The 11,852-nt window shown below is 33.3% G+C and carries 12 protein-coding genes; 4 read left to right on the plus strand and 8 right to left on the minus strand.

What is annotated here, in order from left to right:
• The first annotated feature begins 4 nt into the window (after positions 1 to 4).
• The 3 genes from ACVCZW_RS03230 to ACVCZW_RS03240 are packed head-to-tail and all read left to right on the plus strand — an operon-like array spanning position 5 to position 1,868.
• Entirely contained in the window at positions 5 to 604 is a 600-nt protein-coding gene (locus ACVCZW_RS03230) for a LemA family protein (RefSeq protein ID WP_452228047.1), read from the plus strand.
• Between the two features lie 5 nt (positions 605 to 609).
• Positions 610 to 1,050, plus strand: coding sequence for a TPM domain-containing protein (locus ACVCZW_RS03235; protein WP_452228048.1), 441 nt, complete (start codon positions 610 to 612; stop codon positions 1,048 to 1,050).
• Complete coding sequence (locus ACVCZW_RS03240) at positions 1,050 to 1,868, plus strand: TPM domain-containing protein (RefSeq protein WP_452228049.1); 819 nt, start codon at positions 1,050 to 1,052, stop codon at positions 1,866 to 1,868. The genes ACVCZW_RS03235 and ACVCZW_RS03240 overlap by 1 nt, the downstream gene beginning before the upstream one ends.
• A 319-nt stretch (positions 1,869 to 2,187) precedes the next feature.
• Here the strand turns inward: ACVCZW_RS03240 and der are convergent, their stop codons facing one another.
• Positions 2,188 to 3,501 carry a ribosome biogenesis GTPase Der gene (gene der, locus ACVCZW_RS03245; RefSeq protein WP_452228050.1) on the minus strand — a complete coding sequence of 438 codons (1,314 nt, stop codon included), beginning with the start codon at positions 3,499 to 3,501 and terminating at the stop codon, positions 2,188 to 2,190.
• A 266-nt stretch (positions 3,502 to 3,767) separates the two neighbouring features.
• Between der and ACVCZW_RS03250 the strand changes: the two genes are divergently transcribed.
• Complete coding sequence (locus ACVCZW_RS03250) at positions 3,768 to 4,289, plus strand: GTP-binding protein (RefSeq protein WP_452231635.1); 522 nt, start codon at positions 3,768 to 3,770, stop codon at positions 4,287 to 4,289.
• Positions 4,290 to 4,370: 81 nt separating this feature from the next.
• On the opposite strand, the gene ACVCZW_RS03255 is transcribed toward ACVCZW_RS03250, so the two are convergent.
• The 7 genes from ACVCZW_RS03255 to ACVCZW_RS03285 all read right to left on the minus strand — a co-directional run bounded on the left by ACVCZW_RS03255 (position 4,371) and on the right by ACVCZW_RS03285 (position 11,838).
• Positions 4,371 to 5,885, minus strand: coding sequence for a choice-of-anchor I family protein (locus ACVCZW_RS03255; protein WP_452231636.1), 1,515 nt, complete (start codon positions 5,883 to 5,885; stop codon positions 4,371 to 4,373).
• A gap of 85 nt (positions 5,886 to 5,970) precedes the next feature.
• Positions 5,971 to 6,849 carry a GTPase Era gene (gene era, locus ACVCZW_RS03260; protein ID WP_452228053.1) on the minus strand — a complete coding sequence of 293 codons (879 nt, stop codon included), beginning with the start codon at positions 6,847 to 6,849 and terminating at the stop codon, positions 5,971 to 5,973.
• Positions 6,850 to 6,898: 49 nt separating this feature from the next.
• Positions 6,899 to 7,681, minus strand: a complete 783-nt coding sequence (locus tag ACVCZW_RS03265) for a patatin-like phospholipase family protein (RefSeq protein ID WP_452231637.1) — start codon at positions 7,679 to 7,681, stop codon at positions 6,899 to 6,901.
• Positions 7,682 to 7,721: 40 nt separating this feature from the next.
• On the minus strand, positions 7,722 to 8,312 hold the full coding sequence (locus ACVCZW_RS03270; RefSeq protein ID WP_452231638.1) for a DUF6134 family protein: 591 nt from the start codon (positions 8,310 to 8,312) through the stop codon (positions 7,722 to 7,724).
• Between the two features lie 160 nt (positions 8,313 to 8,472).
• Positions 8,473 to 9,126, minus strand: a complete 654-nt coding sequence (gene fsa / locus ACVCZW_RS03275) for a fructose-6-phosphate aldolase (protein WP_055444517.1) — start codon at positions 9,124 to 9,126, stop codon at positions 8,473 to 8,475.
• A 10-nt stretch (positions 9,127 to 9,136) separates the two neighbouring features.
• On the minus strand, positions 9,137 to 11,173 hold the full coding sequence (locus ACVCZW_RS03280; RefSeq protein ID WP_452231639.1) for a transketolase family protein: 2,037 nt from the start codon (positions 11,171 to 11,173) through the stop codon (positions 9,137 to 9,139).
• A gap of 218 nt (positions 11,174 to 11,391) precedes the next feature.
• Complete coding sequence (locus ACVCZW_RS03285) at positions 11,392 to 11,838, minus strand: hypothetical protein (RefSeq protein WP_452228057.1); 447 nt, start codon at positions 11,836 to 11,838, stop codon at positions 11,392 to 11,394.
• Positions 11,839 to 11,852: the final 14 nt, after the last annotated feature.

Below are 11,852 nucleotides of genomic sequence, written 5' to 3' on the forward strand. Positions count from 1 at the left end.
AATTATGAAAAAGGCACTTATTCCATTAATAGTATTAGGCTTAATTGCTTTTGCAATATTTTCTTGGGGAAAGAATTTTAATAATACCGCAGTAAACTTAAAAGAATCTGCAACAAAAACATGGGGAAATGTGGAAAGTTCTTACCAAAGAAGAAATGACCTTATTGGTAATTTAATAAAAACAGTGCAAGGTGCTGCAGATTTTGAAAGAACAACATTAAGAGAAGTGATAGAAGCGCGTGCAAAAGCGACCTCAACTACTATTGATGCTAGCAATTTAACCGCAGATAATATGGCACAATTTCAACAAGCGCAAAGTGGTTTAAGCGGTGCATTATCTAAATTATTAGTTTCTGTAGAGCGTTACCCAGAACTTAAAGCAAACCAAAACTTTTTAGAATTACAAAGTCAATTAGAAGGTACAGAAAACAGAATCAATGTTGCAAGAGATCGATTCAATGAGTCTGTAGAGCCTTATAATAAACATATAAAAACATTTCCAAATAGTTTATTAGCAGGCTTTTTAAATTTTGCACCAATGGATTATTATAAAGCAGATGCAGGAAGTGAAAACGCTCCTGATGTAGATTTTGATTTTAAATAAAAATCATGTCAGATAGCGTTGAAGAATTTTTAAGTACTGTAGAAGAACAAGAAGTTGTGGAAGCTATTCGTTTAGCCGAAAAAAACACTTCGGGAGAAATACGTGTGCATATAGAAAACACTTTTAAAGGCGACATAGAAAGTCGTGCTTTAGAAGTGTTTTCTACTTTAAAAATGCATAATACCAAATTACAAAATGGCGTTTTAATCTATGTTGCTGTTCAAGATAGAGCATTCGCTATTTATGGCGACAAAGGGATTCATGAAGTAGTTGCGGCCAACTTTTGGAACGATACCAAAACAACCATTGCAAACCAATTTAAATCGGGAAGCTTTAAACAAGGTCTAGTGGATGGTATTTTACACGCTGGCGAACAATTAAAAAAACATTTTCCTATTAGTGATTCTGATAAAAACGAACTTGCTAACGAAATATCTAAAAGTTAATGCAGAAGCTAAAATACTTATTTTTAATCACCTGTTTCGCATTGCTTTCTTTCGGAAATGTTTCTGCGCAATTTGATATTCCAGAAACACCAGCATTTCAAACTAGTGTTTATGACTATATTGGGATGCTTTCTTCTAGCGAAAAATCTTCTTTAGAAAACAAACTTATTAAATATTCGGATACCACATCTACTCAAATTGTGGTTTCCATAATCGCTTCTACAAAAGGAGAAAACATAATGTATTTAGCCACAGAATGGGCGCATAAATGGGGCGTTGGTGGTAGCAAAGAAAAAGACAATGGCGTTTTTATTTTGCTTGCTAGAGACGACAGAAAAATTGCTATTGCAACAGGTTATGGTGTGGAGCATTTACTTACAGACGCAATGTCTAGACGTATTATTGAGCGTGACATTATACCATACTTTAAACAAAACGATTATTACGGAGGCTTAAATAGAGGTTCTGACGCTGTTTTTGAAGTACTAACTGGCGAATACCAAGGATCGCGTCAAGCATCTAACTCAGGAGAGTTCCCTGTAGGTTTTGTAATTCTTCTTTTTATCATTTTTATCATCATCCTAATTTCTATTTCTAAAAACAAACGTGGTGGAGGAAATGGCACAGACAATTTTGGTGGCGGTAGAAATACCACTCGAAATATCCTAGAAGCAATCATTTTAAGCAACGCTGGTCGTGGTGGTTTTGGAAGTGGTGGCTTTGGTGGAAGCTCCGGCGGCGGATTTGGCGGTGGTGGTTTTGGCGGCGGCTTCGGTGGCGGTGGCTTTGGAGGTGGAGGAGCTTCTGGAGGTTGGTAATCTATTTGTTAGCCGTGTTCCGTGTTCCATGTTCCATGTTCCATGTTCCATGTTCCGTAAGAAAAATTACTTCTTTGGTAAAACGCACCAATAATACTTTCCATATTTTTTATCCTACATATAATCACTTCTTTTTTCGGAAGACGCACACACTATTCCACACGTTATTTTACGGCTTATTTAAATAGCGTAATACCCTTCGTTATATTATCTTAGTCTCTATCTTTTTCGCATTTTCTCTTAATATAAAAGCAAAAAAAAAGCATAATATAAAACATTTACTGTTTTATATTATGCCTACATATTAATTTAAACTTTATTACTTCTTACGCATATACACGCTTATTGGAACACCATGAAAATCGAATTTTTCACGTAATTTATTTTCCAAGAATCGTTTGTAAGGATCTTTTACGTATTGTGGTAAGTTACAGAAAAATGCAAATTGCGGTTGCGGTGTAGGCAATTGCATGATATATTTAATTTTTACAAATTTCGCTTTAAGTGCTGGTGGCGGACGGTTTTCTATTATTGGTAACATTACCTCATTAAGCACACTTGTTTTAATACGTTTGCTTCTATTCTTGTAAACCTCAACCGCAGTTTCAATAGCTTTATAAATACGTTGTTTGTTTAATACAGAAATAAATACAACTGGCACATCGGTAAAAGGCTCCATTTGTTGTTTAATTGCTCGCTCAAACTCTTTCATGGTTCTGTTGTCCTTATCCTCAACTAAATCCCATTTGTTTACTAGAACGACAATACCTTTTCTGTTACGTTGTGCTAGCCAAAAGATATTTTGTACTTGCCCATCAAAACCACGAGTAGCATCTAAAACTACAAGACAAACATCACAATGCTCAATAGCTCTTACGCTTCGCATTACAGAATAAAATTCTAAATCTTCTTTTACTTTCGATTTTTTTCTAATTCCTGCAGTATCTACAAGATTAAATTCAAAACCAAAACGATTGTATTTGGTATCGATAGAATCTCTAGTTGTTCCAGCAATATCTGTAACAATGTATCTGTCTTCTCCAATTAATGCATTTATAAAGGAAGATTTTCCTGCATTTGGACGACCAACTACTGCAAAACGAGGAAGTGCTTCCGCTTCTTCTTCTACTTCTTCCACTTCTGGTAAAGCTTTTACAAGATCATCTAATAAATCTCCTGTACCACTTCCATTTATACTTGCAACGGTATAATATTCACCTAGACCTAAAGAATAAAATTCTACAGCATCTTCGGCACGTTTACCATTATCTACTTTATTAACTACTAAAAAAACAGGTTTTGTAATTTTACGAAGTAATTTAGCCACATCTTCGTCCATTCCTGTAACACCAGATTCTACATCTACCATAAAGATAATGGCATCTGCTTCATCGATAGCTAATTCTACTTGTTTGTCAATCTCAGCTTCAAAAACATCGTCGCTTCCTTTGACATATCCTCCAGTATCGATTAACGAAAATTCTTTTCCGTTCCAGTCACTTTTACCGTAATGTCTATCTCTAGTTACACCACTTACTGCATCTACAATGGCTTCTCTTCGTTGAATTAAACGGTTAAAAAATGTTGATTTTCCAACATTTGGTCTTCCTACAATAGCTACTATATTACTCATAATTTCATGTTTTAATCTGCCTTACATATCCTGTAAGCGGCTGCAAAGGTAGTGTTTAGTTATCGATTTGATTGATTTATTTTTCAAATAGCACAAAAATCGTTTCAATACGGTCTTATTACTTTCATTTTTCCGTGGTACCTCCTCATAAGACTATACACCTCAGGATTTTAACTATATTCCAAAAGGCTAATTTTCATTTCTAAATAAAAAACACAAATGAGTTCCTAGAAAAACGGTACATTGATACTTTAAAAATAAGCAAAATGTCTTTAACCAACGAAATAATATTAAGGCCACGTTTTAAATTTGAAGCAAAGCTAGATAATGAAACGCTTTTAAAACTATTTGAAGAAACTAAAAACACACAAAACGATTTTATTGTCTCAAGAATCGATGATCATGTTTTTATTAAAATACCTAAAGCAAAGCAACACTTTTGGTCGCCACAATTGCATTTAGAAATTAATAGAAACGAAACCAACACAAATAGTACTATTCATGGTTTATTTGGTCCGAACCCAACCGTTTGGACGATGTTTATGTTTTTCCACTTTATAGTTATAGGACTGTTTTTTGGTTTTGGCGTTTGGGCATATACCAGTTGGTCTTTAAATACTAATTATTCCATACAACTAGCAATAACCCTATTTATGATTGTGGTTTGGATAGCGCTTTATTTTGGTGGAAGCATTGGAAAAAAAACGGGAACAGCACAAATGTATGAGCTGCACCATTTTATGCGTGACACTTTAAGAAGTAAAGGTATTCATGCAATGCATACCTAAACACACCATAATACATTAATACATTATATAAAAAAAAGCCTTAGTACATACTAAGGCTTTTTTAGGTGCTATATCTTTTTATTACTCGTTTTCATAAAAACTTACGGTACCACTATCTTCATTAGAAACTACCAACAAATCTTTTCCTGTAGGGCTAGTTGTTGCTGGAATAACTAAAATTCCTTCTGGAGCTTCGTCACCAGAATGCGATAATATAGATAAAAATTCTGGCGAAGTTGGATTTGTAATATCATACACCATCACTTGATCTGTACGTTCTAAACCAACAAAAAGAATGTAACGCTGATTGCCAATATTTAAAACTTCAACAGATTCTGGTTCTGCTCCTTTATCATCACTTCGCTTATCTTCGTCATTAAATTGATTAGGAGACAAAGCCAATGTTTCTCTAGCAATACTATTTCCACTATCATACATTAGGTTTCCGTTTGCAGACCACACACTAAAAGATCGTGCTCCATACGAATAGATTACATCCATATCACCATCATTATCGGTATCTCCCAAAGTATTTGTTGTTTTTAGCCGACCTAAGTTTATTTCGTTTTGATAGTCTTCTATTAGCGGAAAAGCAGTTTCGTCTAAAGTTAAATCGTCTACTCTTTCCTCTTCGGAAAAACCATCATAATCTCTAGAATCGCCTTCATTAGCAGAAATGATATAATCTGTACCATTAATATTCACATTTACAATAGCATCTGGTTGATACATACCAAAAACTGGCCAATTTTTTAATTCGGAAACATTATCTTTATCACTTGCATCTAATGCATTTCCTGCGGCGTTATAATCTTTAAATCCGAATGGATAAATAGCTTCAATAGTTTTAGAAACTAAATTCACTTTAGCCATTCCGTTGTTTTCCTGTAAGGATACCCAAGCAGTTTGGGAGTCCTCAGAAACAGCAACATATTCTGGTTCTACATCTTGTGCTAATGTTGCTCCCGGACCAAAAACTCTAAAACCTTGTGCTTCTAAAGTAGCTTGTTGCGCATTAAAGCTGGTAAAATCTAAGGTAGTAGTTGTATTATTTGTTAAATCTATAATACTAATAGTTCCCATAGGATCTACTGTATAGTCATCATTTGGCTCTCCTTCATTAGCCGAAACAATTAAATTTCCGTCTTTTGAAAAAGTTACCATATCTGGTAATGCTCCAACATTATATTGGTTTAATAACGAATCATCTTCTGTATTAAAAACTAAAATTTTTCCAGGGTCTTGTTTTACGGAAGCTTCTACTGCAACGGCTAATTTTCCATCTTTTACAGCAACACTATTAGGAGATCCATAAGCACTTAAACTTATAGACGCTTCTTGCAAAGGAGCATTTATATTGGAAATATTAAAAACAGAAATTTCATTAGATGCTACATTTACAATGTATAACTTGTTTGTTAATGCATCAAAAGCGGAGATTTCTGAAGCGCCTTCACCACCTACATTAATAGTAGATTTATACTGAAAGTTTACTGTTGTATTTATTGGCGTGTTTTGCGAATTGTTATCATCGCTATCACAATTAAAAAATATTGTGACACATAATACTAATAAAAGGGTGTTTACATTCTTCATATTTGGTTGATTTATTTATCCTCCAAATATGATGCTTGCACTTTAAGTTAAGGTTAGCTTAATAAAAAGAAACTATTAGCAATGGTTAGTTATTGTAACCAAAACGTTTCAACTGTCTTTGGTTACTTCTCCAGTTTTTATTCACTTTTACATAAAGCTCTAAATGGATTTGCTTACCAAAGAATTTTTCTAAATCTTTTCTAGCTTCTACTCCTACTCTTTTTAAAGCAGCTCCTTTATGACCTATAATAATTCCTTTTTGCGTTTCCCGTTCTACCATAATTACAGAACGAATACGAATGATTTTTTCTTCTTCAAAAAACTCTTCGGTATCTACCTCTACTGCATACGGAATTTCCTTTTTATAATGCATTAGGATTTTCTCTCTAATGGTTTCGTTTATAAAAAAACGTTCTGGCTTATCGGTAAGCTGGTCTTTTGGATAAAACGGAGGAGATTCTGGAAGTAATTCAATAATTCTATCAAAGACTTCTTTTACATTAAAACCTTCTAAAGCAGAAATAGGAAAAATCTCCCCATTTGGCACTTTTTCTTGCCAAGTTTGTACTTGTTCTTCTAATTGTGCTTGGTCGGATTTATCAATCTTATTAAGCAATAATAAAACAGGGATTTTGGAATTGGTTATTTTATTAAAAAACGCTTCATCTTTTAATTCTTTTTCACCAATCTCTACCATGTAGATTAGCACATCTGCATCTTCAAAGGCAGATTTCACAAACCCCATCATAGATTGTTGCAACTCGTAAGCTGGTTTTATAATTCCTGGCGTATCAGAAAGCACTACTTGAAAATCTTCCCCATTAACAATACCTAAAATTCTATGACGCGTTGTTTGCGCTTTAGATGTGATAATAGATAGTTTTTCGCCAACAAAGGCATTCATTAGTGTAGACTTACCAACGTTTGGATTTCCAATAATATTTACAAAACCTGCTTTGTGCATTTCTTTACATTTTGCTGCAAAGATACGTTTCTTTTTTAGAAAATTACATCTATAAATTCGCTATAATTCCTTCTAGTTTAGATGCATTACTCTCTAGTTTTTCTTTCGTATGGCTATAACCTAGATCAAATATGGCATCCATACTTTTCATACTAAACGTACCAAAATTTATAAGTTCCTCTGGGGAAATCACTAAATCAAAATCCGAAAACTTCGATATAGAATGGGATTCTGCCATAATTTTATATGCTCTTTCCAATACGGAATAAGAGTGTTTTAAGCTTTTTACTTTAATTGGTTTTAAAGGATTTACATACACACCAATAATAGATGAACATATATCTTTTAAAGGTTCTATAGGGAAGTTATTGAGTACACCACCATCTATATAATGGAATTTCCCAATATTAACAGGCGTAAAAACACCAGGAAAAGAAGCAGATGCTAATATTGGTTTTATTAATTCGCCAGCGCTAAAAACCTCTAGTTTACCAGTTTCTATATTGGTAGCCGTAACAAAAAGTCTTTTCTGCAAACTATTAAAATCATCGATTGGAAAAAAGCTCTTAAACTCATCGGCAAGCTTTTCGGTATCTATAAAACCTGGTTTTTTAAACGTGAATTTACTCGTCTTAAAAATGGGTACCGTTTTAAAAAAATGAAGTATTTCTTCCCAACCTAAACCTGCAGCATATAAAGAACCGACAATTGCTCCTGCACTTGTTCCAGAAATATGGGTAGGATATATTCCTGCTTCTTCTAATGCTTTGATAGCACCAATATGAGCGACTCCTCGAACGCCGCCACCGGATAAAACTAATCCTATGTTCATTTATTTCTCTGAAATTTTATTCCCTTCTAGATAACTTCTTCTATTTCGCTATCATTTGAAAACTAATTAATCCGCCATCCACTTCTACCTTCATAAGCTTTGCATTTTTATAGTAATAGATATTTTCTTTTCCTTTAGCATTGACTTTCTTGTAAGTATGATTCCCTAATGGTATAATGGTATTTATACTTCCATCTTCTTCCGAAAAACAAAAACTAATATTTTCTGGTTCTACAAAGTACATTAAAATCGTGCTGTATTTAATGGTTTTATTAAAAACTATTGTCTTGTCTTCATTTTGCTGAATGAGATAATGATCGTCTAACCACTGTGTTTTAGTTTCTGCATGTGGTTTATTATTTACGGTAATATGCACATCTGCTTTTTCTAAATTATTAGCATTAAAAATCACATTATATTTATAATTTACGGTAATATCTTTTATAAATCTAGTGGTGATATTGGTAGAACTTTGATAATGCGCTTTTGCATCCTTAAAACTTTTAGTTGCCTGAAGCTGTCCTACTACTTTGTCTTTTAAAACAATATCAAATTTTAAATGCGTATCGTTTGTATGCCAACCTTGATCTGGATACGATAACATATGGAATAGAAATAAGCACCAAATCATTTAAATAACGTTTTATATTAGACTACAAATTACCACATTTAATCTACTAGAAAAAAATAACTCTTGCTTAATATGAAAAGGATAAAAAAGAGTTTTTATAAATAAAAAAACAGGCTATATTTAAAATATAGCCTGTTCAAATATAGTTCTAATAAAGGCTTTAATTTCCTTTATTATAATCTTCTAAAAATTTAGCTAATCCACTATCTGTTAATGGGTGCTTTAACAATCCTGTAATAGAAGATAAAGGTCCTGTCATTACATCTGCACCGATTTTAGCGCAGTTAATAACGTGCATGGTGTTACGAATAGATGCTGCTAATATTTGTGTTTGAAATCCGTAATTATCATAAATTATTCTAATTTCATCTACAAGGTTTAAACCATCTGTAGAGATATCGTCTAGTCTTCCTAAGAAAGGAGAAACATAAGTTGCTCCAGCTTTAGCAGCTAATAATGCTTGTCCTGCTGAAAAAACTAAAGTTACGTTCGTTTTAATTCCTTTATCAGAAAAATACTTACATGCTTTTACACCATCTGCAATCATAGGAAGTTTTACAACAATCTGAGGATGCAGTGCAGCTAAAGCCTCACCTTCTTTTACCATACCATCAAAATCTGTAGCAATAACTTCAGCCGAAACATCGCCTTCTACTACTTCACAAATCTTTTTGTAATGGTTTAAAATATTTTCTGCTCCAGTAATTCCTTCTTTAGCCATTAAAGACGGATTGGTTGTTACACCATCTAAAACACCTAAATCTTGTGCTTCTTTAATTTGGTCTAGGTTTGCTGTGTCAATAAAAAATTTCATATCTATTATGTTATACGGTTTGTAAATATTCTAATACTTGTTTGCTTACTTTTTCGCCAGTAAATCCGAATTTCTCGTCTAATACTTTTGCTGGTGCAGAATAACCAAAGTGATCTAAACCAAAAACTTTACCAGAATCCCCAACTAAACCTTCTAAGTTTACTGGTAAACCTGCTGTTAAACCAAATAACGGTTTATTTTTAGGAATCACGCTATTTTGATATTCTTTAGATTGTAATCTAAAAACACCTTCTGAAATTACAGAAGCGATATTCACTTTTAAATTATTCTCTTTCTCCAATATTTCTGCTGCAGCAAATAATGTTGCAACTTCCGATCCGTTTGCGATTAAAACAACATCTGGATTTTCTACTTCTTTTACTAAGTAACCACCTTTTTCGGCAGCTAAAGCTTCGTTATATCTAGAATCTCCTTGCGCTTCGATATCTTTAATACCTTGTCTAGATAAAATTAAACCAGTTGGTCTGCTTTTGTTTTCTAAAGCCATTTTCCAAGCCACGCTAGTTTCTGCAGAATCTGCAGGACGTAATGCTAAGAAACTAGGATCTCCACTATGATTTTTTAATTTTTCTAATAAACGTATTTGTGCTTCTTGTTCAATTGGCTGGTGTGTTGGTCCATCTTCACCAACTCTAAATGCGTCATGAGTCCAAACAAATTTCACACCTAATTCTTGTAGTGCGCTTAAACGAATTGCAGGTTTCATATAATCGGAGAACACAAAGAATGTTGCTACTACAGGAATAACTCCTCCGTGTAATGCTAATCCGTTTGCAATACAAGCCATGGTTAACTCGGCAACACCTGCCTGTAAGAAAGAACCTGAAAAGTCTCCTTTTTGTATGGCATGTGTTTTCTTTAAGAAACCATCTGTTTTATCCGAATTGGATAAATCTGCAGAAGAAACAATCATGTTTTCTACATTCTCAGCCAAATATCCTAGTACTCCAGAAGATGCAGCTCTTGTTGCCAATCCTGCTTTATGTTCTATACTTGCGAAATCTAATTCTGGTAACTCTCCAGATAAGAAGAAGTCTAATTTAGTGGCTAATGCTTCGTTTGCTTTTCTCCAAGTAGCAATTTCTGCTTTCTTTTCTGCTGCTTGTGCCGTTTTCTCCGCTATAATATTTTTATAAAATGCTTGCACATCTTCATAAATATCAAAAGGACTTTCAGGATTCGCCCCTAAGTTTACTAATGTTTTTTCGTAATCTGCTCCTGTATTACTAATTGGTTGTCCGTGAGATTCACAGTGACCTTCAAACTTACTTCCATCTGCAGTAACACAACCTTTACCCATTATTGTTTTACCAATAATTAGCGTCGGTTTTTCCGTTTCGTTATTTGCGTCTGTTAAAGCTTTTCTAATTTCGTCATGGTTATGACCATCAATAGTTACTACTTTCCAACCCCAAGCTTCATACTTCATTGCAGTATTTTCTGAAGTTACCTCGTCTGTAGAAGTAGATAATTGAATATCATTAGAATCGAAAAACATAATAAAGTTATTCAAACCTAAATGACCAGCAATTCTACCAGCTCCTTGCGAAATTTCTTCTTGAATTCCACCATCTGAAATAAAACCATAAACTTTATGATTCATCCAATCTCCAAAACGAGCTTGTAAAAACTTGGTAGCAATTGCAGCTCCAACTCCCATGGTGTGCCCTTGACCTAAAGGTCCAGAAGTGTTTTCAACACCTCTTGCAACATCTACTTCTGGATGACCAGGAGTATTAGATCCCCATTGTCTAAAGTTTGCTATATCGTCTTTTTTGTAATTTCCTAAAAGATAATATTGCGAATACATTAAAGTAGATAAATGACCAGCATCCATAAAAAAGCGATCTCTAGAAGCCCAAGTCATATCTGACGGATCAAAATTAAAGAATTCAGAATACAGAATATGCATAAAATCTGCTCCTCCCATTGGTCCACCTGGATGTCCTGAGTTGGCTTTTTCTACCATGGCTACTGCCAAGGCTCTTATGTTATCTGCTGCTTGTTGGTCAATTTGCTTGTTCATTTTTTATATTTTAATACGTTTAATAAACTTATTTTATTCTTATTATAATTAACGATGCAAAGATGCTGATTATTTTATAAAACCAATTGGTAAAACTGGTATAAATTATGAAGGTTATTACCATTTTATAAACATCTGTAATTCGTTCTTAAATAATAAAAAACCAAAGGCTTATTGCTTGTATTCTTTTAAATATAAAAAGGAAACTCTTGTGTTTACTATCTATTCATTAAACGGATTTGTTTTTCATCTTTTAGAATTCCTTTAAAGATTTGAAATAGTTGTGTTTTTAGATTTTTATATTCTATAAAAAAATCACTGATGATGTTAAGAAGTTCTTTGTGCTCTTTTTTATAGCTCATTTCTTCTTTGGGTTGCTTTATATTGTCTACCAAAATCTCTAGATCATTGGTATGTGTGTTAACAATATTTAAAAGTTCATCGGTTCTTTTTTGAGATCTATTTAAAACATCTACAATTTCTTTACTATTTGCAAATTCCTTTTTATCTATTAATTCTAGGGTATATGTTTTTACTAAGTCATCAAAAAATAGTTGTTCGTCTTTGATGAAGCTTAATTCGGAATACCATTTCTTGGATGCTTCATGCATTTCTGTTGCATTCATCAGTTCTAAATATTTAGCTTGTGTTTTTGTAGTTATCATAATTATATATTTTA

This window comes from Lacinutrix sp. MEBiC02595, from assembly GCF_053601555.1.

Excerpts from the sequence above, each read along its gene's own strand:
- ACVCZW_RS03230 (WP_452228047.1), top strand. The coding sequence starts at position 5 with ATGAAAAAGGCACTTATTCCATTAATAGTATTAGGCTTAATTGCTTTT.
- ACVCZW_RS03250 (WP_452231635.1), top strand. The coding sequence starts at position 3,768 with ATGTCTTTAACCAACGAAATAATATTAAGGCCACGTTTTAAATTTGAA.
- ACVCZW_RS03265 (WP_452231637.1), bottom strand. The coding sequence starts at position 7,681 with ATGAACATAGGATTAGTTTTATCCGGTGGCGGCGTTCGAGGAGTCGCT.
- ACVCZW_RS03240 (WP_452228049.1), top strand. The coding sequence starts at position 1,050 with ATGCAGAAGCTAAAATACTTATTTTTAATCACCTGTTTCGCATTGCTT.
- ACVCZW_RS03280 (WP_452231639.1), bottom strand. The coding sequence starts at position 11,173 with ATGAACAAGCAAATTGACCAACAAGCAGCAGATAACATAAGAGCCTTG.
- ACVCZW_RS03255 (WP_452231636.1), bottom strand. The coding sequence starts at position 5,885 with ATGAAGAATGTAAACACCCTTTTATTAGTATTATGTGTCACAATATTT.
- ACVCZW_RS03235 (WP_452228048.1), top strand. The coding sequence starts at position 610 with ATGTCAGATAGCGTTGAAGAATTTTTAAGTACTGTAGAAGAACAAGAA.
- ACVCZW_RS03285 (WP_452228057.1), bottom strand. The coding sequence starts at position 11,838 with ATGATAACTACAAAAACACAAGCTAAATATTTAGAACTGATGAATGCA.
- ACVCZW_RS03270 (WP_452231638.1), bottom strand. The coding sequence starts at position 8,312 with ATGATTTGGTGCTTATTTCTATTCCATATGTTATCGTATCCAGATCAA.
- der (WP_452228050.1), bottom strand. The coding sequence starts at position 3,501 with ATGAGTAATATAGTAGCTATTGTAGGAAGACCAAATGTTGGAAAATCA.
- fsa (WP_055444517.1), bottom strand. The coding sequence starts at position 9,126 with ATGAAATTTTTTATTGACACAGCAAACCTAGACCAAATTAAAGAAGCA.
- era (WP_452228053.1), bottom strand. The coding sequence starts at position 6,849 with ATGCACAAAGCAGGTTTTGTAAATATTATTGGAAATCCAAACGTTGGT.